A 25,132-nucleotide genomic window follows, 5' to 3' on the forward strand; every position below is an offset into this window, starting at 1 on the left:
CTCGCCTATGACTATGAGGAGATGCGGGACAGGAAGCGCACGATCCGGCGAATGATGGCGCTCTCGATCGCCAGTGCGGCGGCAATCTATGTCCTCGTCGCGCTCGCGGTGCCGATGCTTACGGGGACGCAGGCGGTCATCGAGGATGGCGAGGTTGCGCTGTCCAATGCGGGGCAGGCGGCGCTGGGCATCGCTGGCCTGATCGCCGTCACCATCGCGGCCGCACTCTCGACTGCTTCGGCGATCAACGCGACGATCTTTTCTTCGGCGCGTCTTGCCGAGGAAGTCTCGCGGGATGGTTCGCTCCCCGCCATGCTGGGAAAGCGCAATGCAAGCGGCGCGCCGCAATGGGCTGTTCTTTCCCTTTCGGCGCTGGCGCTCGCATTGGCTTTGCTGGGCGGTCTCGATGGGCTGGTCAGCGGTGCCAGTATCGTCTTCCTTTCCGTGTTCGGGACGGTCAACGCGCTGGCGGTCTGGGAACATGTCGGCCACCGGGTCGTGACCATCGCCGGCACGGCCGGTGCCTTCGGAGCGCTGGCTGTCATGATCGCGCATGTAGCAGGGCTCGTCTGAGGCCAAGCTGAAATTGCTCGGCATTGCCGGATCGGCGCGTTATGAGGCGCGCAATTCGAAGCACAGGAGCATGAAATGGGCTATCGGGTCGCCGTCGTCGGTGCGACGGGCAATGTCGGGCGCGAGATGCTCGCCTGTCTTGCCGAACGCGAATTTCCGGCGGACGAAGTCGCCGCCGTCGCTTCGCCGCGGTCGCACGGGACCGAGGTCGAGATGGGCGATTCCGGCAAGATGCTGAAATGCAGGAATATCGAGCATTTCGATTTTTCCGGATGGGATATCGCGCTGTTCGCCGCCGGTTCCGGCCCCGCACGTGAATATGCACCCAAGGCCGCAAAGGCCGGCTGCACCGTGATCGACAACAGCTCGCTCTATCGCATGGAGCCGGACGTTCCCCTGATCGTTCCCGAAGTGAACCCCGAGGCGATCGACGGCTATCGGGCACGCAACATCATCGCCAATCCGAACTGTTCGACTGCGCAGATGATGGTGGCGCTCAAGCCGCTTCATGACGCCGCGACGATCAAGCGCGTCGTCGTTGCGACCTACCAGTCGACCTCGGGCGCCGGGAAAGAGGGGATGGACGAGCTCTTCTCCCAGTCGCGCGACATTTTCGTCGGTGACCAGCCCGAGGCGCGGAAATTCACCAAGCAGATCGCCTTCAACGTGATCCCGCATATCGATGTCTTCCTCGACGACGGATCGACCAAGGAAGAATGGAAGATGGTGGTCGAGACGAAGAAGATCCTCGATCCCAAGATCAAGGTGACGGCGACCTGCGTCCGCGTGCCCGTTTTCGTCGGGCATAGCGAAGCGATCAATATCGAGTTCGAAAACGAGCTATCCGCCGAGGATGCACAGGCAATCCTGCGCGAGGCGCCGGGCTGCATGTTGATCGACAAGCGCGAGGACGGCGGATACATCACGCCGGTCGAATGTGTCGGCGACGGCGCAACCTTCATCAGCCGCGTGCGCGATGATCCGACGGTCGAGAACGGCCTCAACATCTGGTGCGTGTCGGACAATCTGCGCAAGGGCGCCGCGCTCAACGCGGTGCAGATCGCCGAACTGCTCGGGCGGAAACATCTGCAAAAGGCAGCGTAAATCCTCCCCGAAACGGGGAGGGGGACCATGCGAAGCATGGTGGAGGGGCGCCAACCGCTAATGAGCCCCTGAAGTGGCTGGTGCCCCTCCACCACTTCGTGGTTCCCCTCCCCTGCAGGGGAGGAATCACTCGGCCGCTACTCCCTCGCCTTCCTCGAGCGCACTGCGCGGCAACGGCTTCAGGAACAGCGTCGCCGGGATCGCGACGATACAGGCCCACATGACCAGCCAGAAGCTGTCGAGATAGCCGATCATTACCGCCTGGCGGTTGATCTCGGCATCCATGAGGCGCAGCGCGATTTCGGGTGGCAGGCCGATGCGCGAGAGTTCAAGCGATTGCACGGTCGCCGTCGTCATGTTGGCACCAAGATCGGCATGGCTCGTCTGCAGGATGCGCGCAACGATCGTTGCGGTGATCGAGATACCGACCGAACCGCCGAAGCTGCGCGACAGGTTCATCATCGCGGTGGCCTCGGGCCGTTGGTCGAGCGGCAGCGTGGCGAAGGCGAGCGTGTTGAGCGGGACGAGGATGACGCCGATCCCCACGCCCTGAAGGATCCCGACGCTGATGATGGGCCAGCTGTCCATGTCGGGCGCCCATCCGGTCATCAAGTGGCAGGTCCACGCCGACAGCGCCCATCCCAGCGCGAGCAACACCCTTGCATCGATCAACCTCATCAGCCGCGCCGTGACGATCATTGCGACGATGACGCCGATGCCGCGCGGTGCGAGGATGACGCCGGCCGAGATCACGGGATGACCCATCACGCTTTGCACCATCGGCGCGATCAGCGTCATCGTCGAAAACACCAGCGCGCCGGCGATAAACATGAAGATGACCGAGCCGGTAAAATTCACGTCGCGGAAAATGGCCGGTGTGATGATCCGCTGCCCGCGTCCGGTCGTCATGTGGATGACGAACACCCAAAGGCCGATAATGCAGGCGCCGATGCCGATCCAGATTTCGGTGCTGTCGAGCCAGTCGAGCGTCTGTCCCCTATCCAGCACCAGCTGCAGCGCCGCCAGTCCTAGGGCGAACATCGAGAAACCGAACAGATCGAACCCGCGCCGCTTTGTCGGGCGGCCCGGCAGCAGGAACCAGAGAGCTGTGAAAACGGCAACGCCGAACGGCAGGTTGACGAAAAACACCCAGCGCCAATTGTAATATTCGGTCAGATATCCGCCGATCAGCGGGCCGATGATGGGTCCGACGACAGCACCCATGCTCCACAGCGCCATCGCCTGGCCGTGTTTGTGTGAGGGGTTGATGTCTAGCATCGCCGTTTGCGACAGCGGACCAATAAACGCAGCCGAAATCCCCTGCATGATGCGGAAGATGACCATTTCCTCGAGGCTTGTGGCGATGCCGCAGAGCATCGAGGTGACGATGAACAGGGCGACAGCGGTCAAGAACAGCTGGCGCGAGCCGATCCGGTCGGACAGCCATCCCGTGATCGGGATCGCGACGGCGCTGGCGACGATATAGCTGGTCAACACCCAGGCGATCGAATCGATCGTCGCGCCGAGGCTCGTCTGCATGTGCGGGAGGGCGACGTTGGCGATCGTCGTATCGAGGATCTGCATCATCATCGCCATCATCACGGCGAAGGTCAGAAGTCCCTTGAAACGGACCTGGAAAAGGGCGTCGCCCGAATTGGGGGCGGTTTCAGCGGCGGCGCTCGCCATTCAACGATCCGTTTGCCCTGAGCCTGTCGAAGGGCTGATTTTTCTATCTGGAACGGCGACAGAAGTAGAAGGACAGGGCTTCGACAAGCTCGGCCCAAACGGTTTAATTTGGTTATTCTTCATCGTCCTCGACCGTGACGCGGACATTGGCGCTCAGCCCGGCGATCATCGGGCGACGGGGCGTCCCCTCGATCCGGATGCGAACGGGAACGCGCTGCGTGACCTTGACCCAGTTGCCGGTGGCGTTTTGTGGCGGAAGGATGGAGAATTCCGAACCGGTGCCCGCGCCGATGCTTTCGACCCGCCCCGACAGCGCCATGTCCGGATAGGCATCGAAGGTGATCCGCGCCGGCTGGCCGATCCGCATGCGGTCAAGGTCGGTTTCCTTGAAATTCGCTTCGATCCAGGTCTCGTTGCCGGCAACGATCGAAACCATCGCCTGGCCCGGCGTCGCCATCTGGCCCACCTGCAGGCGGTCGACCTGGCTGATCGTTCCGCTGACGGGTGCGCGGACCACGGTGCGCTGGAGGTTGAGCGCGGCTTCGTCGCGCCGCGCCCGAGCCGAAACGATCGCGGGATAGGAGCCCCTGCTGCGGCTGGCCGCGCTTCCGACGGCAGCCTGCGCGTCACGCTGCGAAGCGATCGCCGCGTTGAGCCGCGCTTGCGCCTCATTGAGTTGGTTCTCGAAGCTTTCGACGCGGGCGCGCGTGTTGAAGCCGCGCTCCATCAGCTCGCGCTCGCGGGCCAGGTTTCGCCGCGCATATTCAACATTGGCGCGCGCGGTGGAGATATCGACGCCGCTGGTGCCGACGGCGGTCTCGGCCTGTTCGAGCGACAGCCGCGCTTCGGCAATGGCGGCATCGGCCTGCTCGACGGCGATGCGATAGGGATCGGGGTCGATCCGGAACAGGATCTGCCCCTCTTCGACGACTTCGTTCTCTTCGACGAGAACCTCAACGATCCGGCCGCCGACATCGGGGCCGACCTCGACGATATGCTGCTGCACATAGGCGTTGTCGGTGGAGACGTAGCGGCCCGAATGCAGATACCAGTAAACGCCGATTCCGATGACGATCGCGGGCACGAGCAGCATCAGCAGGATCGCGACCGGCGATCGCTTCCGCTTCTCCCCGGCCTCCGCCGCGACCGTCTCGGTCACTGTGTCGGACACGCCCTGATCTCTCCCCAGTAAGACGCTGAAAGCCATAACGAGGGCTATCGATGCGTGCAATTTGGGAATTCGACGCATCGTGGAAGGAAGAAGCAGCGCACCCCTGGCGGCCATCAGAGCCTGCTTCCGTTGGAGCCCATAGCGTTCTATAAGGCGCCATGGCGCTTGCGGCGGATCTCTACTGGTCGTTTCGAAGCCCCTACAGCTATCTGGCAACCGCGCGGTATCGCGCGCTGACCCTCGAATACGATCTCGAGATCGCGCTGAAGCCCGTCTATCCGCTGGCGCTGCGGCAGCCCGATTTCTTCGAGCGCAACCACCCGAACTGGCTCGGCTATGTCGGTCGCGACATCATCCGGTTGGCACAGTTTCACGGCATTCCGATCGGCAGGCCGCAGCCCGATCCGATCGTGCAGGATCTGGCGACGCGCAAGATCGCCGACGAACAGCCCTATGCCTACCGGCTGACGCGGCTGGGGCAGGCGGCCGCGCGGCGGGGCGGGGGCCTGGCCTTTGCCGACGAGGTATCGCGGGTGATCTGGGGCGGCACCCCGAACTGGCATGAGGGCGATCATCTGGCGCTTGCGGCGGAACGGGCGGGGCTCGATCTCGCGGAGCTGGACGCCGAGGTGGAAGCGGAGCCCGAAGCACTCGACGCCGACATCGCCGCCAATCAACAAGCACTCGAAAAGGCGGGGCATTGGGGCGTCCCGACGCTCGTCTTCGAGGGCGAACCGTTCTTCGGCCAGGATCGTATCGAAGTGGCATTCTGGCGGATGGAGCAAAAAGGGATCGAAAAACGATGAGTATAGAAGGAGGCTGTATGTGCGGCGCCGTCCGCTACCGTACGGAGGAGGAGGCCCCGCCCTGTTATGCGTGTTACTGCACCGATTGCCAGCGGCGATCGGGTTCATCGCACGCGCTGACGATGCCGCTGTGGCGCGACAAGTTCACCGTCGAGGGGAAAACCGTGCAGGGCGCGCGGACCCTGGCATCGGGCGTGGCGGCGACGGTCCATTCCTGCCCCGTCTGCCTGACCGAGATCTATTCGCACAACGAACAACTCCCCGACATCGTGACACTGCGCGCCGGCACGCTCGACGATGCAAGGTCCCTGACACCGGCGGCCTATATGTGGATCGGATCGCGTCAGCCCTGGATCGAGTTACCGGAGGGCGCCCGAACCTATGACACGCAGCCGAACGATCCGGTCGAATGGGGCGATATCCTCGAATTTCGCCGCCGCTCGGTCTGACCAGGAAAGGCTTGCGATGGGCGAGACGATGGAGGGCGGCTGCCAGTGCAGACGCATTCGCTACCGGGCGAATATCGATGATGTCGAGGCCTATCTCTGCCATTGCCGCATGTGCCAGCGGGCGACCGGAGGCGTCTCGATCGCATTCAAGAACCTCAAAAAGACCGACGTCATATGGGAAACCGAGCCGGACTGGTATGACAGCTCGCCGATCGCACACCGGCCCTTTTGCGCGCATTGTGGTACGCCGCTGGGCTTCGCGTTCCCGGATTCGGAGAATATGGACCTGACCATCGGATCGTTCGATGATCCGTCGCGTTTCGTCCCCAGGCACCATTTCGGCGCGGAGGCGCTGCAAGAGGCCTGGCTCGATACGCGCGACCTGCCGCGCTACCGGGCCGACGAGCACGAACCCACGGTCAGGCGCTGGAAGGAAAAAGTTGGCAAACTCCCCGACTAAGCCCGATCCGCAATATTTCGACAGCGACGACGGTTATCGCCTTGCCTGGCGGGAGGTCGGGGAAGGGCGGCCGCTCGTCCTGCTTCACGGTTTCTTCTCCGACGCATGGACCAACTGGATCCGCTACGGCCATGCCGCTGCGATCGCCGAACGGGGTTATCGCGTCATCATGCCGGACCTGCGCGCCCATGGCGACAGCGCCAAGCCGCACGATCCGGCGGCTTATCCGACCGACATCCTCGCGCGAGACGGGCAGGCGCTGATCCGTCACCTCGGTTTGGAGGACTATGATCTGGGCGGCTATTCGCTCGGCGCACGGACGGTGGTGCGAATGCATGTGGCGGGGGCGCGGCCGAAGCGGATGATCATTTCGGGCATGGGCCTGTCCGGGCTCGCCAATCTCGGATCGCGGGCCGACCATTTTCGCCATATCCTCGAAAATCTCGGCTCCCACGAACGCGGTTCGCCCGAATGGATGGCCGAGGCGTTCCTTAGGACGACCGGCGGCGATGCCGAAGCGCTGCTGCTGATCCTCAACGTCTTCACCGACACGCCCAAGGAAGAGATAAGCGCGATCTCCATGCCCACGCTGGTGCTCGCCGGCGACGAGGATCAGGATAATGGCAGCCATGAGGCGCTGGCGGCGATCCTGCCCGATGCCACCCATGTCGAGGTGCCCGGCGGCCATATGAGCTGCATCGTGAAGCCGGAGTTCGGCAACGCTATCGCCGGCTGGCTCGGCCCTGCGCCGTGATTTTCGACGAACGGCCCTTGACCGTCCACGGGCCGATTGTCCAAGCCCTTCGGCATTCACTGCTTTGGGAGTTCATCCGTGAAAAAATTTGCCAAACTCGGCGTGTCGGCGCTTGCGCTCGCGACATTCGCCATCACCGGACCGGCTCAGGCCGATCATCACGCTGACAATATGGAAGCCGCCGAAGAGGCGCCGCTGCCCTATCCGCTGACGCCCGAGGGCGCGGACCAGTTCATCGCCGCCGCCAATGACGAAATGGCCGATGCGTTCGAAATTTCGGCGCGCGCGGCCTGGGTCAACTCGACCTATATCACGCAGGATACCGATGCGCTGAACACCTATTTCGGCACACTGGTCACCGAAATGCTCGTCCGCCTGGCCGGACAGGCAGCCCAATATGCCGAAGTCGATGGTCTCGATCCGGTCACGTCGCGCCAGCTCGACCAGCTCCGCTCCGGTATCTCGATCCCGGCCTCGAGCCGCCCTGGCGCGGCCGCGGAACTCAGCCAGATCCAGACCGAACTCGGTACCGCCTATTCGACCGGGCGCGCGACGATGAACGGCGAGACGATCAACGGCAACGAAGCCGAAGCCCGGATGGGTTCGGTGCGCGATCCGGCGGCACTGCAGGAAATGTGGACGACGTGGCACAATAACGGTGCCGGCATGCGCGAGAATTACGAGCGTATGGTCGTGCTCGCCAATGAGGGCGCGCGCGAACTCGGGTTCGACAATGTCGGCGATCTATGGCGTTCGGGCTACGATATGGAGCCCGAGGAATTTGCTGCGCTGACCGAACGGCTCTGGAACGAGACGCGTCCGCTCTACGAGCAGCTGCACTGCTATGTCCGCGCCGAACTGAACAGCGAATATGGCGACCAGGTGCAGGCCGCGACCGGCCCGATCCGCGCCGACCTGCTCGGCAATATGTGGGCGCAGGAATGGGGCAATATCTACGATGTCGTCGCTCCCGAAGGCGCGGGCGATGTCGGGTACGATCTCACCGAGCTGCTCGAACGCGCCGAATATACGCCCGAGCGGATCGTGCGGACGGGGGAAGCCTTCTTCAGCTCGCTCGGCTTTGCGCCGCTGCCGGAAACGTTCTGGGAACGCTCGATGATCACCGAGCCGCGCGACCGCGACGTCGTGTGCCATGCGAGCGCATGGGACGTCGACAATGTCGACGACCTGCGGATCAAGATGTGCACGCGGGTTAACGCCGACGATTTCACCACCGTGCACCATGAACTCGGGCACAACTATTATCAGCGCGCCTACAACCAGCAGCCGCTGATCTTTCGCAACAGCGCGAATGACGGCTTCCACGAGGCGATCGGCGACACGATCGCTCTTTCGGTCACGCCCGAATATCTGACGCAGATCGACTTGCTCGACGAGAGCGCCGTGCCAGGTGCCGATCGGGATATCGGCCTGCTGCTGCGGCAAGCGATGGACAAGGTGGCCTTCCTGCCCTTCGGCCTCCTCATCGACCGATATCGCTGGGGCATTTTCGATGGCTCGATCACGCCCGATACCTATGAAAGCGCATGGAACGACATGCGGCTGGAATATCAGGGCATCGTACCACCGGTCGAGCGCGGCGCGGAGCAGTTCGATGCCGGCGCGAAATATCATGTGCCGAACAATGTCAGCTACACCCGCTATTTCCTCGCGCGGATCCTGCAGTTCCAGTTCTATCAGGCTGCGTGCGAGCAGGCGGGATGGACAGGCCCGCTGCACCGCTGCTCCTTCTACGGCAATGAGGAAGTCGGCGCACGGCTGAACGAGATGCTCGCCATGGGCTCGTCGCGTCCGTGGCCCGAAGCGCTGGAGGCGTTCACCGGCACGCGCGAAATGTCGGCCGAGCCGATGCTCGCCTATTTCGCGCCGCTGATGGCGTGGCTCGAAGAGCAGAACCAGGGCCGTGAATGCGGCTGGACCGGTCCGACGAGCTCGGCGGACTGACCCGGCGCGGACAGACAGGCGAAAAAGAAGGGGCGGTCGCCAATATGGCGCCGCCCCTTTTTCCTGGGTGAATGAAACCCGGACTAGTTGGCCTTGGCTGCAACCTCGGGCGCTTCGGGCTTGGTCTCGGCAACTTCGGGCTTGCCGTCGCGCATTTCGGGATAGCCGACCTTGTCGACATTGCCCTTGGCTTCGGCCTTTTTCGCCTGCTGCTTGTCGTAATATTTCTTGCCGGCGACGGCACCCGCGGCAGCAGCCGCGACGCCGCCGACCGCAGCGGCGGTCTTGTAGGGATGCGCCTTGACGGTCTCGCCGAAGGATTTGGCGCCCGCGCTCACCTTGCCGCCAGCGGACTTGGCCGCATCGGCCGTCTTGCTATAGGCGCCCTTCACGCTGTCGCCCGCTTTCCCGGCGACTTCCTTCGCACTGTCGGTCCAGCCCTTCTTGGCTGCCGCTTCCGGATTCGGAACTGTTTCCTTGGTCATTGCACGCTTCTCCGCATTGTCAGATTGACTTTATATTCAATCAATCGCCGGGAACGCCTTTCGTTCCGCGCCTAAAGCTGATCGAGCATATATTCGGCCGAGCTGACCTTGTATTCGCCCGGCGCCTCGACGTTCAGCTTCTCGACCACGCCGTCATTGACGATCATCGAGAAACGCTGACCGCGCTGGCCCATGCCGAAGCCCGAACCGTCCATCGTCAGCCCGATCGCCTCGACGAAATCGCCATTGCCGTCGGCCAGCGGGGTCACCTGATCGGCGTCCTTCGTCCATTCGCCCATGACGAAGGCATCGTTGACCGCCGTCGTCGCGATCTCGTCGATCCCCTTCGATTTCAGCTCGTCAGCCTTTTCGACATAGCTCGGCAGGTGCTTGGCCGAGCAGGTCGGCGTGAAGGCGCCGGGCACCGAAAACAGCGCGATCTTGCGGCCGCCGAAAAACTCGTCGTGATCGACGGGCTTCGGGCCTTCGGCCGTCATGGTGATGAAATTGGTCTTGGGTAGTTTGTCGCCTTCGCTGATCGTCATGTCGTGCTCCGTTGCGTTTCGGTAGGGTGAAGGAAGTATCGCACCAATGCCCATTTCGGGCAAAAGTTGCCCGATACAACCCCCGTTCAGGCCAAAGCGGAAAGATCGTGGCTTTCGGTCGTTGGCCTCGCACTGCTACACGGCAATGACCGATGGGAGAAAAGTCATGCGTATCCTCGTTCCGCTCCTGCTTGCCCTGGTGTTGTCGGGCTGTGTCCGGACGGCCGCCAGTATCGTTACCGCGCCGGTTCGCGCCGTCGGGCAGGTCGCCGACTGGGCGACGACGAGCCAGGACGAGGCCGATCGCAATCGGGGACGCGAGATCCGCGAGCAGGAAGAGCGGCTGGGCCGCGAATGGCGCGAGTGTATGGAAGATCATGACCGCGCCTATTGCGACGAAATCTACTACCGTCATGCGCGGACGACCCCGCCCGAAGAGGATTGAGGCCATGTTCGCACGCATTCTGGCAGCCATTGCCATCCCGTTCGCTCTGATGGCTACGCCTTTGGCGGCCCAGACAGGGGAGGCCGCCGCGCCGCTGGCCGACGCTCGGGCGATGATTGCGGCGGAGTCGTCGGCGCCGCCCGTACCGGTACCCTTTTCCGTCATCGACTATGTCCGGAACTATGTCACCGAGCGCGGAGGCGAAGGCAGCCAATCGATGATCGCCGTCATCCCCGGCAGCGACCTTTTCGCGGCGATGCTGATCGGTCCGGACTGGTGCGGGTCGGGCGGCTGCTCGATGCTGGTCGTGAGGCCCGAGGTAGAGAGCTATGCCCTGGTGGGAGATATATCGCTCGTCCGCGATCCCGTGCGTGTGCTCGACAGCCAAAGCAACGGATTGCCCGATCTGAGCGTGTATGTCGGTGGCGGAGGGATTGCCGAAGGTTATGAAGCGCTGCTCGCCTTCGATGGGCAGACCTATCCCGCCAACCCCACGGTCGACCCGGCACGCCGCATCGACAACGCCACCGGAACCGACATTTTCGGACTGGGTACAACGACCATTTCGCTGTTCGACTAGGCGGGCGGAACCGTGGTTGCGGCGACCGCACTGGACGCCGAACCGGCACCCGTTACACTCGCCGGTCATGGATTCGAGCCCGCCCTTCCTCGCCGGCCAAATTCTTCTCGCGCTGCCCGGCATGGGCGATCCGCGCTTCGAACGCGCGGTTATCGCGATGTGCGCGCATGACGAGGAGGGTGCGCTCGGGATCGGGGTCGGCGCGACAATCGAGAATATCGGCTTTCACGCGCTGCTCGAGCAACTCGAGATCGAACCCGGCGAAGCGCCTGACGCGCCCGTCCATTTCGGCGGCCCGGTCGAGCCGCAGCGCGGTTTCGTCCTCCACAGCCTCGATTGGGGCGGGCAGGAAAGTGTACAGGTCGGCGACAAATGGGCGCTGACGGGCACGCTCGACGTGTTGAAGGCTATCGCGGCGGGGAAGGGGCCGTCGCACTGGATCAGCGCGCTCGGCTATGCCGGCTGGGCGCCGGGGCAGCTCGACGAGGAAATGACCCGCCATGGCTGGTTCGCGGTCGAAGGCGACGATGCGATCCTGTTCGCCACCGATACGCACGACCGCTGGCCGTCCGCCTATCGCAAGGCGGGGATCGACCCTGCGCTGCTTGCCCATGACGCGGGTCATGCCTGACGCGATTGCCGGTTCGACGGCGATTTGATAGCGTTTCCCTTCGAGGGGGATCTTCGAATGGATATTTCGCGAGCCGTCGTTCGACGGTTTAAGGCCGTTTTCGTCTTTTTCGTTCTGGTCCTGCTATGGACCACGCCGGTCGTGGCCCAGCCGGTCGCCGACTCGTCGGCTGTCCTCATCCGGGATGTGCGCCTGGTCGATTTCACCGACGAGGGCACCCGTATTCGCGATGCGATGAACGTGCTTGTTCGCGATGGCCGGATCGCCGCTGTCTCCGGCGATGCTGCGGCAGTCGACGACGATGATGCGCGCGTGGTGGACGGGCAGGGCGGAACGCTGGTTCCAGGGCTCGTCGACATGCACGTTCATATCTGGGACGAGGCCGAACTCGGCGCCTATCTGGCGAGCGGTGTGACCACCGTCCGCAACCTTTCAGGAATGCCGCTGCACGCGCGTCTCGCCGATCGCATTGTGCAGGGGGAGCTCGACGGACCACGGATTATCACGAGCGGGCCGATCTTGAACAGCCCCGGCCCGAATGCGCAGCTCAACCATGTTCTGGTCGGGACGGCGGACGCGGCGCGCGTCGCCGTTCGGGCGCAATATGAAGCGGGATATCGCCGTGTGAAGGTTTATTCGAACCTGAATCGCGACGCCTATGAGGCCATCCGCGACGAGGCCGCCCGGCTCGGCATGACGATCACCGGCCATACACCTGAAGGCCCCCGCGAGGCGGGCATGCCGTACGAACGCCCTTTCCATATCGGATTCGAGGAACTGCTCGACGACGGGTTCGAGACGATCGAGCATGTCGAATCGATCGTGTGGCACGGCCTGCGCGACCGGTATGATCCCAAGGCGGCTCGCGCGCTTGCGGCACGGATCGCCGAGGCCGATGTCGCGATCGATCCGACGCTCATCGCCTTTGCCAATCTTCAGCGCATTGCCGCGACACAGGGTGCGCATCTGCAACGCCCGGGGACCGAAACGCTCAACCCGTTCATCCAGTCGATGGAAACCGCCCAATCGGAACGCTGGTCGGGCGAAGACGTCGGGCGCGCTGCGGAGCAACTTGAATTCTTTGTCCTCTTCACGAGGATGCTCGACGATGCAGGTGTAATGCTCTTGACGGGATCCGACGCAGGAATCGCAACGAACATTCCGGGCGTGTCGTTGCATGATGAACTCGATCTGTTCGAAGACGCCGGGCTCGATCGTGAAACGATCCTGCGCGCCGCGACCGCGAATGCCGCCAGAGCGCTCGGCGAAGTGGACGTCTTTGGCCGGATCGAGCCGGGACAACGTGCGGACCTGCTGCTCGTGGCGGGGAATCCGTTTGGCGATCTGGGGCTCCTCCGGCGTCCGGTTGCGGTCATCGCCGGCGGGCGTTTCTACGATGCAGATGTGCTTGCTTCACTTCGAGTTACTGCGACGCGCACGGACCCGGAGCGCACCCAGCGCAACGCAATGGAGGCCTTGGAGGCGCAGGGGTCGCCGCTGCCAGGAAGCTGATTGCACGTCCTCGACAGTTCGATCGAAGAAGTGGCGCGATACACATATAAAGATATCTTTATATTTGCATTAGCGGACGAATCCCCGTATCAGCGACCCAACATGGCCGCACGATCCGTCGCGCGGCCCTTATTTTTGACATCGAACCAGCCGCAGGAGCCCTTCATGGCCACCCAGACCCTCGAACGTACCGAAGATTATATCGTCGCAGACATCAGCCTTGCCGAATATGGCCGCCGTGAGCTCGACATCGCCGAGACCGAAATGCCCGGCCTGATGGCGACGCGCGAGGAATATGGCGAGAAGAAGCCGCTCAAGGGTGCCCGCATCGCAGGCTGCCTCCACATGACGATCCAGACGGCTGCGCTGATCGAGACGCTGACGGCGCTCGGCGCCGAAGTCCGCTGGGCATCGTGCAACATCTATTCGACGCAGGATCATGCCGCCGCCGTGATCGCCGAAAGCGGCGTGCCTGTCTTCGCCAAGAAGGGCGAGACGCTCGCCGAATATTGGGAATATGTCGACCATATCTTCCAGTGGGGCGACGAGCCCTGCAACATGATCCTCGACGATGGCGGCGACGCGACGATGTACATCATCTGGGGCGCGCGAATCGAGGACGGCGAGGAAATGCCCGCGCCGACCAACGAGGAAGAAGAAGAGATGCAGAAGGTGCTCAGGAAGCGCCTCAAGGAAAGCCCGGGTTTCTTCACCAGGACGCGCGACGCGATCAAAGGTGTGTCGGAAGAGACGACCACGGGCGTTCACCGGCTCTACGACCTCGCCAAGAAGGGCAAGCTTCCCTTCCCGGCGATCAACGTCAACGACAGCGTCACCAAGTCGAAGTTCGACAACAAGTACGGCTGTAAAGAGTCGCTGGTCGACGGCATCCGCCGCGGCACCGACGTGATGATGGCGGGCAAGACCGCCGTCGTCTGCGGTTATGGCGATGTCGGCAAGGGTTCCGCCGCCTCGCTTCGCGGCGCCGGCGCCCGCGTCATGGTCACCGAGATCGATCCGATCTGCGCGCTTCAGGCGGCGATGGACGGCTTCGCGGTCACCACGATGGAAGAAGCGGCCCCGCACGCCGACATCTTCGTGACGACGACCGGCAACAAGGACGTCATCACCATCGAGCATATGCGCGCGATGAAGGACATGGCGATCGTCGGCAATATCGGCCATTTCGACAACGAAATTCAGGTCGGCGGCCTCAAGAATCTCGAACATGTCGAGATCAAGCCGCAGGTCGACATGTACACCTTCCCCGACGGCAACCGGATGCTGCTGCTTTCGCAGGGCCGCCTGCTGAACCTGGGCAACGCCACCGGCCATCCGAGCTTCGTCATGTCGGCGAGCTTCACCAACCAGGTGCTGGCGCAGATCGAACTGTTCAACAATGAGGGCAACTACGAGAACGACGTCTACGTTCTGCCCAAACATCTCGACGAGAAGGTCGCGGCGCTTCATCTCGAAAAGCTCGGCGTGAAGCTGACCGAGCTTTCGGACGAGCAGGCCGCCTATATCGGTGTCGAGAAGAACGGCCCGTACAAGACGGATCAATATCGCTACTAGATTTCGGTCTCAGGACTGGACGAAAAGGGCCATTGCCGGTTGGGCGGCAGTGGCCTTTTTTCGTTACGCGGCGTGCTGATCGAACAATCGTGCGGTTTCGCGGCCACCGCTATAATCCTGCATCGATAATAGCAGATCGCCGCGCCGGTGCGATCCGGTCAGCATCAGCACCGACGACGCGGCATGCGGCTGGCGCGTATCGGTGGCCCAGAGCGGTTCGTTCTGGTCGCTGTAGAAGACGAGATTGCCGTCATTCTGCATGACAAGGCGCCCGGCTTTGCCCTTGTCGGGTGTACCGAAGGGCGACCAGAGGCATTCGCCGTCCCCGGCCTGCAACAGCGGCCCCGCAAACGGATCGTTGACCAGCCGCGCACTGCCATCGAGCGCCATGATCGCCTGGCCGGGGAGCAGCGTCGCGTTGCTGCGGCTGTTGAGCCAGCTGACGTTGCGAACCTCGCCCGCAAGATTGAGTTGGACGAGCCGCTTGACCGTGTCGAACGACCAGCCGTTCACATCGGCGGCGGCGAGCAGGATCATCGCCTTGGAAAGCGCCGCGACCGACGTCATGTCATAGGCACTGAGCGCTCCCGCGGCGCGCAGCCACGCCCCCGCAGCGTAAGCCCTGTCGTCGACGGTCCCTGCAAGAACCTGCGTGCTGTCGACGACGATCACGCCATCGGCATTCGCCTGTTCGATGGCCCGGTAGATCGCACCGTTCTCGGGTCTGTCCGGATGCCCGGAAGGGAAATTCCCGCCGCCATAGGATTCGAGGACGAGTCCCTTTAGCCCCGTGCCGATCGACGCGGCCATCAGATCGGCGAGCAGCGCGCTCTGCCGGTCGCTGCGATAGCGGGCCGGAAAGGCGTTGAATTGCATCACCGGGCAATCGTCGATCGCGGCCGAAATCGCCGCCAGATTGGCTTTTGCCAGTGCGAGGCATTCCGGATTGTCGAGGCTCACGGCATGGCTGGCCGGTCCGGGCAGCATCTGCTCGGGAAACAGTTCGAGATCGATGCCGTAGGCGGCAAGCGGGGGATAATTGGGCGAATCGAACGCATCGAAATCGCTGGTATCGACCTTGCGCAGCCGGTTGCCGCGAAACAGCCGGGCGCCGAAATAGACGCCGACTTCCGGAATCCCTCGCTGCGCGCAGGCGATGGCGCCGCAGAAATTCTGAAAGGCATCGGTATTGAAGCGTACCCGGAGCTCGCCATCCGCTCCGGCACGATGGAACATCGGCACTTGCGATCCGGTGATGATCACGGGCTTGGAGAGCACGGCCCTGCCAAAACCCTGTTCGTCGAAGACGTTGAGCAGGAAGGGCAGGGCGGAACCGGTGAAATCCATCGAATCGGTGCCATGCAGCACGACGAAGCCGTCGTAGCGCGCATAGTTGTCGAGCAGGAAACGGGCGATCAGGCACCAGTCGTGCGGCTGCAGGTTGGTGCTGTCCAGCGTGCCGGTCTCGGATTCGGGGAAGGTCAGCGATGTTTCGTAATCGATCGTCAGGCGCGGGAAATTCTCCGCGATGACGGGGCCGATGATCCGCTCGGCAGCAGCGCCGAATTCGGCAGCCGTGATCGGTGTCAGCGGCTCTCCCGCACTGCTGATCGTGCCGCCGGTATTGATGACGCAGATTTTCATCCCTTGTGCTTAGCGTGCTGCGCCGACGCCCGACAGTGCCCGCATGAATTCCAAAGACCGCGCGCCTATCCCTTAAGAACGGCGGCGCGACCTTCCCGTAGCGGGCCGCGACGACTAAAAGCCCGGTCATGTCCGGGGCCGCTGCTTCATGATCACCGTTTCGACGACGACGGCCGTTATCGTCGGCATGGTCCTCGCCGCCTGGCTCGCCGTCGCGGTCTGGGCGACGATCGTTGCGCTGCGGCAGAAGGCGCTGGGCGAGCGAGCGGCCGAAGCTGCTCGTCGTGGCGGCGCCTTGCTCGAGACCGCGCCTGCGATTTTTGTGCTGGTCGAGGCCAATGACAGGCTGCAGGCGGGCCCGAATGCCGAACAATGGCTGGGTATCGATGCGATCCCGAAGAAACTGGCAGGGCTGTCCGCGGCGCTGGCCCAGGATTATCTCGAATCACTGACCGAATCGGTCCGGTCCTGCCGTCAGTCTGCAAAGCCGTTCGTGATGGAACTCAGGCTGACGGGATCGTCGCGCATTCTCTTCGTACGCGGCACGCCCGCGCCCGCGCTGATCGGATCGGATCGCGCCGTCGTCCTGTGGATCTTCGATGCCACCGACATGCGCGGCGAGATGGCGGTGCTGCAATCGCGCGCGCATGACGCGACGAACGCGCTGGATGCGCTTTCGGCGCTGATCGAGGCGGCGCCCTTCCCGATGTGGCACCGGGCGCCCGATCTGCGGCTGACGCTCGTCAATCAGGCCTATGTGCGCGCGGTGGAAGCGGAAAACGCCGCCGAAGCCGTTGCGCGCGGGCTGGAACTGATCGACCTGCGCGGGGTGGAAAGCCCGCAGGCCGTTGCGGCGAAGGTCCGGCAGGAGGGCGAAGCGGTCAGCCGGATGGTGCCGGCGACGATCGGCGGCGAGCGGCGGATGATGCGAATCGTCGATGTATCGCTCGGCGAGGCGGGCGTTGCGGGATACGCGGTCGATGTCGAGGAACTGGAACAAGCGCGCGCGGAGCTGCGGCGGTTCGCGGGCGCCCAGCGCGACATGCTCGACCTTCTTTCCGCCAGCGTCGTCCAGTTCGGGCCCGACCGCAGTCTCACCTTCTTCAACCAGCCCTTCCAGCGCCTGTTTGCGATGGAAGACGAATGGCTGGCCGACGAACCCGAATTCGATCGGATTCTCGATCGGATGCGTGAGGCCGGGCGTTTGCCGGAAGAACGCGATTATCCGGCCTGGAAGGCGGAGCGCCGCGAATGGTTCCAGTCCAGCGCCGCAGCCGAGGAGGCCTGGCACCTGCCCGACGGCACCCATCTGCGCGTCGTTGCCCAGCCCATGCCCGATGGCGGGCTGCTGCTGGTGTTCGAGGACCGCACTGAACAGGTGCAGCTGGCCAGCGCGCGCGACACGCTGCTCCGCGTCCGCACGGCGACGTTCGATAACCTTTTCGAGGGGATCGGCGTGTTCGCGGCCGATGGCCGTCTGCACCTCTGGAACAGCCGTTTCCAGGATATCTGGGGCTTCGAAGAGGAATTGCTCGCCAGCCATCCACGCATCGACGCGCTGTCCGAACAGATTGCCGCCACTTTCGAACAGGCCGGGGACGCGCGCGCCATCCGCGATGCCGTCGGCGCGGCAGCTGCGGAACGCAATCGGCGCAGCGGCCGCTTCGCGCTGAAGGATGGGCGGAGCTTCGAATATGCGGCGGTTCCGCTGCCGGACGGAAACGCGCTCGTCACGCTGATTGATATTTCGGCCAGCCAGCGGATCGAAGCGGCATTGCTCGAACGCACGCAGGCGCTGGAAGAGGCCGACCGGGTCAAGACGGCCTTCGTTTCCAATATGAGCTACGAATTGCGCACGCCGCTGACCTCGATCGCCGGCTTCGCCGAGATGCTCGACGGCGGTTATGCCGGGAAATTGCCCGAAAAAGCGGCCGATTATGTGGCGACGATCCTCGAATCGGTGGCCAAGCTGCGCACGCAGATCGACGAAATCCTCGACCTCACCCAGAGCGAGGCGGGCTCGCTGCCCATGGCCGAGGAGGAGATCGACCTGCAATTGCTCTGCGACGAAGCGGCCAACGCCGCGCGCGATGCCGCGACACGGCGCGGTCATGAGCTGGTGACCGAGATCGACTGGTCGGTCGGCGGCGTCATCGGCGATCCGCATCGGCTGCGTCAGGCGCTCGATCATCTGCTGCGTAACGCGATACGCTATACGCCCGAGGGTGGTCGCGTGCTTCTCCATGCCGAGGGCGATGCGAAGGAGGCCCGCATCACGGTGGCTGACAATGGCACCGGCATCGCGGCGGAAGAACAGGCCAGAGTCTTCGACCGGTTCCATCGTGGCGAGGCCGGGGCGGGCGATAGCGGCCGTTCGCTCGGACTCGGGCTCCCGCTGACGAAACAGTTCGTCGAAGGGCAGGGCGGCTCGATTCACCTCGAAAGCGAACCGGGCGAGGGAACGTTCGTCACGATCACGCTGCCGCGCGAACCGGCCACATGATCCTTTCGAGCGAAGCTGAAACGCTCGCATTCGGGGCGAAGCTGGCGGCACTGCTGCGCCCCGGCGACTGTGTCGCGCTGGCCGGCGATCTGGGTGCCGGGAAGACGACGCTGGCGAGGGGCGTCCTCTCCGCGCTCGGCCTCGAAGCCGAGGCGCCCAGCCCGACCTTCGCGATCGTTCAGCCCTATGAGCCGCCCGAAACGCAAATCCCCGTCTGGCATGTCGATCTCTATCGGCTCGACGATCCCGAAGAGGCGCGCGAACTCGGCCTCGACGAAGCGCGGCGCGATGTCGCGATGCTCATCGAATGGCCGGACCGGATGGGCGAAAGGCTGTGGGACGATGTTCTCCGGCTCGAACTCAACGTCGAACCGCAAAAGGGTGGACAGCCTGCCGCGAGACGCTTGACAGCGCATGTTCCGCCCGCTTGGGAGGACCGATGGCCACCAGCGTGAAAACACCCAAAAAGGCGCGCCAGTTTCTCGACGAAAGCGGCTGGTCCGACGGCGGAATCCTGCCTCTGGCGGGCGATGCGTCGTTCCGGCGCTATTTCCGTGTCGCAGCACCCGGTCGCACCGCCGTGTTGATGCATGCGCCCGCCGAACAGGAAGACAGTCAGCCCTTTCTCGATGTCGCCGCGCATCTGAACCGGCTCGGCTTTTCCGCGCCCAAGATACTGGCGCAGGATCTGGACGAGGGACTGATCCTGCTCGAGGATTTCGGCGACGCGCGGATGCGCGAGGTCGTCGACGCCGCGCCCGAAAGCGAGGCGCGCATCTATCGCGACGCAGTGACGCTGCTCGGCGTGTTGCACCGCTCGGGCGCCGGCCATCTGCCACCTTATTCGCTGAGCGAATATCTCCGCGAGGCGCGGCTGTTCCCCGAATGGTATGCTCCCGCGCTCGATCTCACGGTCGATCATGACGGCTATGACCGGGCATGGAAAACGGTCCTCGCGCCGCTTCTGGAGCTGGACGAGCCGGTAACCGTGCTGCGCGACTACCATGCCGAAAACTTGATGCTGCTCGAAGGGCGGCACGGCATCGCCTCGCTCGGGCTGCTCGACTTTCAGGACGCCCTCGCCGGGCACCCGGCGTACGATCTGGTGTCGCTGCTGCAGGACGCGCGGCGTGACGTGAACAGCGAACTCGAAGCGTCGATGATCAAGCATTACGCGGCGACGAACCCCGATGCGGCGGGCGACGGTTTCGCCGCCGCCTATGCCATTCTCGGCGCGCAGCGAAACGCGAAGATCCTCGGCATCTTCACACGGCTCTGGAAGCGGGACGGCAAGTCGCGCTATCTGAGCTATCAACCGCGCGTCTGGCGCTATCTCGAGCGCGATTTGCGGCATCCGGCACTCGCACCCGTCGCGGCCTGGTTTGCGGCGAACGTGCCGACATCGAAACGCGCCGCCGCGTGGACGAAGGAACCCGAAGAGTGACGCGCTACACGCCGCCCATGTCGATCAGGCCGAAATCGGACGGTCCGCCCGTCGATACGGCGATGGTCATGGCGGCGGGGCTTGGAAAGCGGATGCGGCCGTTGACGGCAACCACGCCCAAGCCGTTGATTTCGGTCGCCGGACGTCCCTTGCTCGACCACGCCTTCGAGAAACTGTCGGAGGCCGGCGTTACCAAGGTCATCGTCAACGTCCACTATCTCGCCGATGCCGTCGAGGCGCATGTATCCCGCCACACCGGCAACTTGTCGGTGACGGTTTCGGACGAGCGACAGGAACTGCTCGAAACCGGCGGCGGCGTGGTGAAGGCACTGCCGCTGATCGAAGCCGATCGCTTCTACGTCCTCAATTCCGATGTGCTGTGGATCGATGGGCCGAGCGACACGTTGCGCCTGCTCGCCTCGCGCTGGGACGATGAGAAGATGGATGCGTTGCTGCTCCTTGTGCCGCAGGCGCGCGCGCACTGCCATGGCGGACGCGGCGATTTCCATATGGACGGTGCGGGGCGGATCAAGCGCCGGAGCCGGGGCAAGATCGCGCCCTTCGTCTATTCGGGCGTTCAGCTCGTGTCGAAGCGGCTGTTCGCGGATGCGCCCGAAGGTCCGTTCTCCACCAATATCCTCTGGGACCGGGCGATCGAACAGGGCAGGGCCTTCGGCCTCGCTCATCAGGGTTTGTGGTTCGACATCGGGACGCCGCCCGCGATCAAGAGGACGGAAGCGCTGCTCGTGGATGGCTGATCCGGCGCATCCCTCGATTCATCCCAATGTTTTCACCATTCCGGCGCACCGCGCCTTCGCCGATGCTCTCGCCGCCGGGTTGATCCGCACATTCGGAGATGGCCCGACCGGCCTCGCGCGCGGCACGATCCTCGTTCCCCGAAGCAGGGCCGTACGCGCGATCCAAGATGCCTTTGTCCGGCTGGCGGGCGGCGGGCTGCTGATGCCGAGGCTTGTGCCGATCGGCGATCCGGAAATCGACGAAACGCTGGGCAATGCGCTCGATCCGATGGGCGCGGCGGAGCCCGTCCCCGCCGCCATCGATCCGCTTGAACGCACGATGCGGCTTGCCAACCTCGTCCAGCAGGTGCGGGCGGCGCAGGACGCCCCGGTCGAGGCAGGCGAAGCGCTTCGGCTGGCGCGCGATCTCGGCGCCGCGCTCGACCAGCTCCATATCGAGGAGATCGCGCCGCGCGACCTGATCGAAGCGATCCCCGGCGATCTGCAGGAACATTGGCAGAGTTCGCTCGACCAGCTCGAGATCATCCTCTCCAAATGGCCAGCCGAGTTGCAAAAGATCGGACGGATCGATCTCGCCGAGCGCCGCAATATCCTTCTCAACCGCGTGGCCGACCGTTGGCGGGACAATCCGCCCGATCATTTCGTCGTGGCGGCCGGTATCTCCACCACCGCGCCCGCGGTTGCCGCCGTGCTCCGAAGTGTATCGCGGCTCGAAAACGGCATGGTCGTCCTGTCCGCCCTCGATATCGATATGCCCGACGAGGAATGGAATGCGCTCGGGCCGTTCGAACCCGATCCCGAGACCGGCCATCGGCGCCGTTCGATCGAGACCCACCCGCAATACGCGCTGAAGCTGCTGCTCGACCGAATGGGCGTCGCGCGATCCGAAGTGCGGCGCTGGCGCTGGGGCGGCGGGCACGACGCACCCGCCGTTCGCACCCGCGCTATCTCGAACGCGATGGCGCCCGCAAACTTTACCGCAAAGTGGAACACCCTCCCGCCCCGCGAACGCCGCTTGACGGGCGTCCGCGCGCTCGAATGTGCGACCTCGTCCGAAGAAGCGCAGGTCATCGCGCTGGCGCTGCGCGAAACGATGGAGGAACCGGGCAGGACGGCGGCGCTCGTCACGCCCGACCGGATGCTCGCCCGGCGCGTGTCCGCACATTTACGACGCTGGGGCATCATGGCCGACGATTCGGCGGGCCGCCCGCTTTCCGAACTGCCGTCCGGGACGCTGTTGCTGGCGCTCGCCGAAGCCGCGGCGGATCGTTTCGCCCCCGTTCCGCTACTCGCCCTGCTCAAACACCCGCTGGTTCGCTTTGGAGAGGGGCGAGCGGAATGGCTGTCGGCGGTGCGGCGGCTCGACCTGCTGCTGCGCGGACCGAGGCCGAGGCCCGGCCTGGCGGCCGTGACGGCCCATATCGCCGACCGTCTCGCCGATGCGCGCGAGGGGAAGCGCGGACAGATCGCCGAAACGCTCGACTGGTGGAAGTCGGTTGTCGCACAACTGGAGCCACTGGAGCAGGCGGCATCGAGGCAAGGCGATATTCCGAGCCTCGTCGCAGCGATCCGCGAAACGGCTTCCCTTCTCACCGACCAAGCCGTCTGGGCGGGGCCCAACGGTCGGCCTGCAGCCGAATTCGTCGCCCAGCTGGAGGAACGTGGCGCTCACGGACCCGCAACGGTCGGCATGGCGGAACTGCCCGAGATCCTGCGCCAGCTGATGGCAGCGATTCCGGTTTACCCGCCCCAGGGCGGCCATCCGCGTATCCATATCTGGGGCCTGCTCGAAGCCCGGCTCCAACAGACCGACCTGATGGTGCTGGGCGGTCTCAGCGAGGGCGTCTGGCCCGGCCTGCCGTCGCCCGATCCCTGGCTGGCGCCGAAGGTGCGCGCCGATCTAGGCCTGCCGGGGCTCGAGCACCGCATTGGCCTTGCCGCGCACGACCTGTCGGCGGCGCTGGGCGGGCAAAGGGTGCTTGTGACGCGCTCGCGGCGCGATGCGGGCGCGCCTGCCGTGGCGAGCCGTTTCTGGCTGCGGCTCGAGGCGATGACCGGCGGGATGACCCGATGGCCGCAGCTCAAGGCCTGGGCGAAGGCGATCGACCGGCCCGAAGTGGTCAGACCCGCCGAGCGACCGGCACCGGCGCCGCCGGTCGCCGATCGTCCACGGAGGATATCGGTGACCGATGTCGACCGGCTCAAGGCCGATCCCTTCGCGCTGTACGCCAAGGCAATGCTCAGGCTTTCGAGCCTCGACGCGGTCGATTCCGATCCGAGCCCGGCCTGGCGCGGATCGGCGGTCCACGACGTGCTGGAAGCCTGGTTCAAGGAAGACAATTGCGACCCCGACAAGCTGGTCGCGCGTGCTGAAAGGCTGCTCGATGACCATGATGCACACCCGCTGATGCGCGCCATGTGGCGGCCACGGCTGATCGCACCGATCGAATGGATCGCCGAACGCGTGCGCGAGGATCGGGCGGCGGGGCGCACCCCGATTGCCGCGGAATGCGATGGCGTGATCGACGTCGGCAACATCGAGTTGAAGGGAAAGGCCGACCGCATCGACCGCGATGCCGACGGCAATCTCGCCATCGTCGACTACAAGACCGGCCAACCGCCAAAGACAAAGGCCGTGGAAGCGGGGTACGCTATGCAGCTCGGGCTTCTCGGCATGCTAGCCGATCGCGGCGCGTTTAGGGGAGTTGAGGGAATCTCCGCCGCGTTCGAATATTGGTCGCTCGCCAAAATGGGCGACAGCTTCGGCTATGTCCGCACACCTTTCCGCAAAGGCGCTGACATGACACCCGACAATTTCGTCGCCCATGCCGAAGCGACGTTCCGGGAGGCTGCCGACCACTGGCTGACGGGCGAAGCGCCCTTCACCGCCAAGTTGCACCCCGAATATGCACCCTATGCCGATTACGACCAGTTGATGCGGCTCGAGGAATGGTATGGCCGTGGCGGTGGGGAGGGCGATAATGGCTAAGCTCTTCGCCCCACTGCCATCGTTGTCGGGCGAACAGAAGACCGCCTCGGCGCATGACCAGCTGGCGTTCGTCTCGGCCTCGGCGGGCACGGGCAAGACGCAGGTTCTGACGGCGCGGGTGATCCGGCTCCTCCTCAACGGTGTCGACCCGTCGGCGATCCTCTGCCTCACCTTCACCAAGGCGGGCGCCGCCGAAATGGCGGACCGGATCCACGAACGGCTGGCGCATTGGGTGCGGCTCAAGGATGCTGTGCTTGCCGCCGAACTGATCGCGTTGGGCGAAGATCACGGGCCGGAGTCGGTCGAAAAGGCGCGCCGGCTCTTCGCCCGGGTGCTCGATGCGCGGGGCGGGGGGCTGCGTATCCAGACGATCCACGCCTTCGCGCAAAGCCTGCTCGGCGCCTTTCCCGCCGAAGCGGGCATCGTGCCCGGCTTCCATCCGCTCGAAGGACGCGAAGAGGCGCTGCTCGCGCGCGAGACGATGGCGGCGATGCTCGTCGCGGCCGAAGAACGCGGCGACGACGAGCTGATCGGCGATATCCAGACACTGAGCCGCCGTTTGGGCGAGAAAGAGACCGAAAACTTCGTCATGCGCTGCGCCCGCGCGCCCGAGGCGATGGACGGCCTGGGCGACACCGCGCTGATCGGCGACCAATTGCGCCGTGCACTCGGCGTTCCGCTCGGCGATATCGACGCCGCGATCGAACAATGGTGCGACGACGAGACGTTCGATTGCGCGGCCTTGCGCGAATTCGCGGCGGCAAATCGCGAATGGGGCACGAAAACGGGCCTGCAACGCGCCGAAGCGGTGGCCGACTGGCTGGCATCGGCCCCGGCGGTGCGGCGCGAGGGTCTGTTCGACCTGCGCCGTGCATGGATGACACTCGGCGGGACATTCGCCAAACCGGGCTTCGACAAGCTCGACGCGATCCATGGCGAGTATCAGGCGCTGATTGAGGCGCTGGACGAGGCGGTCGGCGCCTTGCTGGCGATGCGGATCAAGGCCGATTTCGCCGATTTCGCCGCGGCAGGCCTGCGCGCCGGGCAGCAGTT

Annotated in this window: 23 protein-coding genes; 18 read left to right on the top strand and 5 right to left on the bottom strand. The window is 64.4% G+C overall.

Going from position 1 to position 25,132, the window contains the following annotated elements:
• Both Q0139_RS10250 and Q0139_RS10255 read left to right on the top strand, forming a co-directional pair.
• Positions 1 to 573: amino acid permease (locus Q0139_RS10250; protein ID WP_298021151.1), on the top strand; the 573-nt coding region annotated here is incomplete at its 5' end.
• A 75-nt stretch (positions 574 to 648) separates the two neighbouring features.
• Entirely contained in the window at positions 649 to 1,677 is a 1,029-nt protein-coding gene (locus Q0139_RS10255; RefSeq protein WP_298021154.1) for an aspartate-semialdehyde dehydrogenase, read from the top strand.
• Between the two features lie 126 nt (positions 1,678 to 1,803).
• Here the strand turns inward: Q0139_RS10255 and Q0139_RS10260 are convergent, their stop codons facing one another.
• Together Q0139_RS10260 and Q0139_RS10265 are read right to left on the bottom strand one after the other, a co-directional pair.
• Positions 1,804 to 3,363 carry a DHA2 family efflux MFS transporter permease subunit gene (locus tag Q0139_RS10260; protein WP_298021158.1) on the bottom strand — a complete coding sequence of 520 codons (1,560 nt, stop codon included), beginning with the start codon at positions 3,361 to 3,363 and terminating at the stop codon, positions 1,804 to 1,806.
• A gap of 112 nt (positions 3,364 to 3,475) precedes the next feature.
• Positions 3,476 to 4,534, bottom strand: coding sequence for an HlyD family secretion protein (locus Q0139_RS10265; protein WP_298021161.1), 1,059 nt, complete (start codon positions 4,532 to 4,534; stop codon positions 3,476 to 3,478).
• Between the two features lie 158 nt (positions 4,535 to 4,692).
• Between Q0139_RS10265 and Q0139_RS10270 the strand changes: the two genes are divergently transcribed.
• The 5 genes from Q0139_RS10270 to Q0139_RS10290 all read left to right on the top strand — a co-directional run bounded on the left by Q0139_RS10270 (position 4,693) and on the right by Q0139_RS10290 (position 8,968).
• Positions 4,693 to 5,340 (top strand): 2-hydroxychromene-2-carboxylate isomerase, encoded by a 648-nt coding sequence (locus Q0139_RS10270; RefSeq protein WP_298021164.1) that lies wholly within the window; start codon positions 4,693 to 4,695, stop codon positions 5,338 to 5,340.
• A complete protein-coding gene (locus Q0139_RS10275) occupies positions 5,337 to 5,789 on the top strand; it encodes a GFA family protein (RefSeq protein WP_298021167.1) in 453 nt (150 codons plus the stop codon). The genes Q0139_RS10270 and Q0139_RS10275 overlap by 4 nt, the downstream gene beginning before the upstream one ends.
• Before the next feature lie 16 nt (positions 5,790 to 5,805).
• A complete protein-coding gene (locus Q0139_RS10280) occupies positions 5,806 to 6,249 on the top strand; it encodes a GFA family protein (protein ID WP_298021170.1) in 444 nt (147 codons plus the stop codon).
• The gene (locus tag Q0139_RS10285) at positions 6,230 to 7,003 is read left to right on the top strand and encodes an alpha/beta fold hydrolase (RefSeq protein WP_298021173.1); all 774 of its coding nucleotides are present in this window, start codon (positions 6,230 to 6,232) and stop codon (positions 7,001 to 7,003) included. The genes Q0139_RS10280 and Q0139_RS10285 overlap by 20 nt, the downstream gene beginning before the upstream one ends.
• Positions 7,004 to 7,174: 171 nt before the next feature.
• Positions 7,175 to 8,968 carry a M2 family metallopeptidase gene (locus Q0139_RS10290; RefSeq protein ID WP_298021214.1) on the top strand — a complete coding sequence of 598 codons (1,794 nt, stop codon included), beginning with the start codon at positions 7,175 to 7,177 and terminating at the stop codon, positions 8,966 to 8,968.
• Positions 8,969 to 9,051: 83 nt separating this feature from the next.
• On the opposite strand, the gene Q0139_RS10295 is transcribed toward Q0139_RS10290, so the two are convergent.
• Together Q0139_RS10295 and Q0139_RS10300 are read right to left on the bottom strand one after the other, a co-directional pair.
• Positions 9,052 to 9,453 (bottom strand): hypothetical protein, encoded by a 402-nt coding sequence (locus tag Q0139_RS10295; RefSeq protein WP_298021176.1) that lies wholly within the window; start codon positions 9,451 to 9,453, stop codon positions 9,052 to 9,054.
• Between the two features lie 71 nt (positions 9,454 to 9,524).
• Complete coding sequence (locus Q0139_RS10300) at positions 9,525 to 9,998, bottom strand: peroxiredoxin (protein ID WP_298021179.1); 474 nt, start codon at positions 9,996 to 9,998, stop codon at positions 9,525 to 9,527.
• 166 nt (positions 9,999 to 10,164) lie between these two features.
• Here Q0139_RS10300 and Q0139_RS10305 point away from each other — a divergent pair, with 166 nt between their 5' ends.
• From Q0139_RS10305 to ahcY, 5 genes are all read left to right on the top strand, one after another.
• Complete coding sequence (locus tag Q0139_RS10305) at positions 10,165 to 10,443, top strand: hypothetical protein (RefSeq protein ID WP_298021182.1); 279 nt, start codon at positions 10,165 to 10,167, stop codon at positions 10,441 to 10,443.
• Positions 10,444 to 10,447: 4 nt separating this feature from the next.
• Positions 10,448 to 11,023: a hypothetical protein gene (locus Q0139_RS10310; protein ID WP_298021185.1), complete on the top strand. Its 576-nt coding sequence runs from the start codon at positions 10,448 to 10,450 to the stop codon at positions 11,021 to 11,023.
• 67 nt (positions 11,024 to 11,090) lie between these two features.
• A complete protein-coding gene (locus tag Q0139_RS10315; RefSeq protein ID WP_298021187.1) occupies positions 11,091 to 11,654 on the top strand; it encodes a YqgE/AlgH family protein in 564 nt (187 codons plus the stop codon).
• A 57-nt stretch (positions 11,655 to 11,711) separates the two neighbouring features.
• Entirely contained in the window at positions 11,712 to 13,166 is a 1,455-nt protein-coding gene (locus tag Q0139_RS10320) for an amidohydrolase family protein (RefSeq protein WP_298021190.1), read from the top strand.
• Positions 13,167 to 13,331: 165 nt separating this feature from the next.
• Complete coding sequence (gene ahcY / locus Q0139_RS10325) at positions 13,332 to 14,741, top strand: adenosylhomocysteinase (RefSeq protein WP_298021193.1); 1,410 nt, start codon at positions 13,332 to 13,334, stop codon at positions 14,739 to 14,741.
• Positions 14,742 to 14,804: 63 nt separating this feature from the next.
• Here ahcY and Q0139_RS10330 read toward each other — a convergent pair whose 3' ends face one another.
• On the bottom strand, positions 14,805 to 16,385 hold the full coding sequence (locus Q0139_RS10330; RefSeq protein WP_298021196.1) for an asparaginase domain-containing protein: 1,581 nt from the start codon (positions 16,383 to 16,385) through the stop codon (positions 14,805 to 14,807).
• A gap of 148 nt (positions 16,386 to 16,533) precedes the next feature.
• Between Q0139_RS10330 and Q0139_RS10335 the strand changes: the two genes are divergently transcribed.
• The 6 genes from Q0139_RS10335 to Q0139_RS10360 form a co-directional block, all read left to right on the top strand.
• Positions 16,534 to 18,888, top strand: a complete 2,355-nt coding sequence (locus Q0139_RS10335; protein WP_298021198.1) for a PAS domain-containing sensor histidine kinase — start codon at positions 16,534 to 16,536, stop codon at positions 18,886 to 18,888.
• On the top strand, positions 18,885 to 19,343 hold the full coding sequence (gene tsaE, locus Q0139_RS10340) for a tRNA (adenosine(37)-N6)-threonylcarbamoyltransferase complex ATPase subunit type 1 TsaE (protein WP_298021202.1): 459 nt from the start codon (positions 18,885 to 18,887) through the stop codon (positions 19,341 to 19,343). Before Q0139_RS10335 ends, tsaE begins: the two co-directional genes overlap by 4 nt.
• Positions 19,328 to 20,332: a phosphotransferase gene (locus tag Q0139_RS10345; RefSeq protein ID WP_298021205.1), complete on the top strand. Its 1,005-nt coding sequence runs from the start codon at positions 19,328 to 19,330 to the stop codon at positions 20,330 to 20,332. The genes tsaE and Q0139_RS10345 overlap by 16 nt, the downstream gene beginning before the upstream one ends.
• Positions 20,333 to 20,349: 17 nt before the next feature.
• Positions 20,350 to 21,090, top strand: coding sequence for a nucleotidyltransferase family protein (locus Q0139_RS10350; protein WP_298021217.1), 741 nt, complete (start codon positions 20,350 to 20,352; stop codon positions 21,088 to 21,090).
• Positions 21,083 to 24,079, top strand: a complete 2,997-nt coding sequence (addB, locus tag Q0139_RS10355; RefSeq protein ID WP_298021208.1) for a double-strand break repair protein AddB — start codon at positions 21,083 to 21,085, stop codon at positions 24,077 to 24,079. Before Q0139_RS10350 ends, addB begins: the two co-directional genes overlap by 8 nt.
• Positions 24,072 to 25,132, top strand: a 1,061-nt coding sequence (locus Q0139_RS10360; RefSeq protein WP_298021211.1) for a UvrD-helicase domain-containing protein, incomplete at its 3' end; no start/stop codon positions are given. The genes addB and Q0139_RS10360, both read left to right, overlap by 8 nt.

The sequence above is a fragment of the uncultured Parasphingopyxis sp. genome (assembly GCF_937129435.1).
In the GTDB taxonomy this organism is placed as follows: domain Bacteria; phylum Pseudomonadota; class Alphaproteobacteria; order Sphingomonadales; family Sphingomonadaceae; genus Parasphingopyxis.

Bases quoted from the DNA above. Each gene is read 5' to 3' on its own strand.
- Q0139_RS10255 (WP_298021154.1), top strand. From the start codon at position 649: ATGGGCTATCGGGTCGCCGTCGTCGGTGCGACGGGCAATGTCGGGCGC.
- Q0139_RS10260 (WP_298021158.1), bottom strand. From the start codon at position 3,363: ATGGCGAGCGCCGCCGCTGAAACCGCCCCCAATTCGGGCGACGCCCTT.
- Q0139_RS10270 (WP_298021164.1), top strand. From the start codon at position 4,693: ATGGCGCTTGCGGCGGATCTCTACTGGTCGTTTCGAAGCCCCTACAGC.
- Q0139_RS10275 (WP_298021167.1), top strand. From the start codon at position 5,337: ATGAGTATAGAAGGAGGCTGTATGTGCGGCGCCGTCCGCTACCGTACG.
- Q0139_RS10280 (WP_298021170.1), top strand. From the start codon at position 5,806: ATGGGCGAGACGATGGAGGGCGGCTGCCAGTGCAGACGCATTCGCTAC.
- Q0139_RS10290 (WP_298021214.1), top strand. From the start codon at position 7,175: ATGGAAGCCGCCGAAGAGGCGCCGCTGCCCTATCCGCTGACGCCCGAG.
- Q0139_RS10295 (WP_298021176.1), bottom strand. From the start codon at position 9,453: ATGACCAAGGAAACAGTTCCGAATCCGGAAGCGGCAGCCAAGAAGGGC.
- Q0139_RS10300 (WP_298021179.1), bottom strand. From the start codon at position 9,998: ATGACGATCAGCGAAGGCGACAAACTACCCAAGACCAATTTCATCACC.
- Q0139_RS10305 (WP_298021182.1), top strand. From the start codon at position 10,165: ATGCGTATCCTCGTTCCGCTCCTGCTTGCCCTGGTGTTGTCGGGCTGT.
- Q0139_RS10310 (WP_298021185.1), top strand. From the start codon at position 10,448: ATGTTCGCACGCATTCTGGCAGCCATTGCCATCCCGTTCGCTCTGATG.
- Q0139_RS10315 (WP_298021187.1), top strand. From the start codon at position 11,091: ATGGATTCGAGCCCGCCCTTCCTCGCCGGCCAAATTCTTCTCGCGCTG.
- Q0139_RS10320 (WP_298021190.1), top strand. From the start codon at position 11,712: ATGGATATTTCGCGAGCCGTCGTTCGACGGTTTAAGGCCGTTTTCGTC.
- ahcY (WP_298021193.1), top strand. From the start codon at position 13,332: ATGGCCACCCAGACCCTCGAACGTACCGAAGATTATATCGTCGCAGAC.
- Q0139_RS10330 (WP_298021196.1), bottom strand. From the start codon at position 16,385: ATGAAAATCTGCGTCATCAATACCGGCGGCACGATCAGCAGTGCGGGA.
- Q0139_RS10335 (WP_298021198.1), top strand. From the start codon at position 16,534: ATGATCACCGTTTCGACGACGACGGCCGTTATCGTCGGCATGGTCCTC.
- tsaE (WP_298021202.1), top strand. From the start codon at position 18,885: ATGATCCTTTCGAGCGAAGCTGAAACGCTCGCATTCGGGGCGAAGCTG.
- Q0139_RS10345 (WP_298021205.1), top strand. From the start codon at position 19,328: ATGGCCACCAGCGTGAAAACACCCAAAAAGGCGCGCCAGTTTCTCGAC.
- Q0139_RS10350 (WP_298021217.1), top strand. From the start codon at position 20,350: ATGTCGATCAGGCCGAAATCGGACGGTCCGCCCGTCGATACGGCGATG.
- addB (WP_298021208.1), top strand. From the start codon at position 21,083: ATGGCTGATCCGGCGCATCCCTCGATTCATCCCAATGTTTTCACCATT.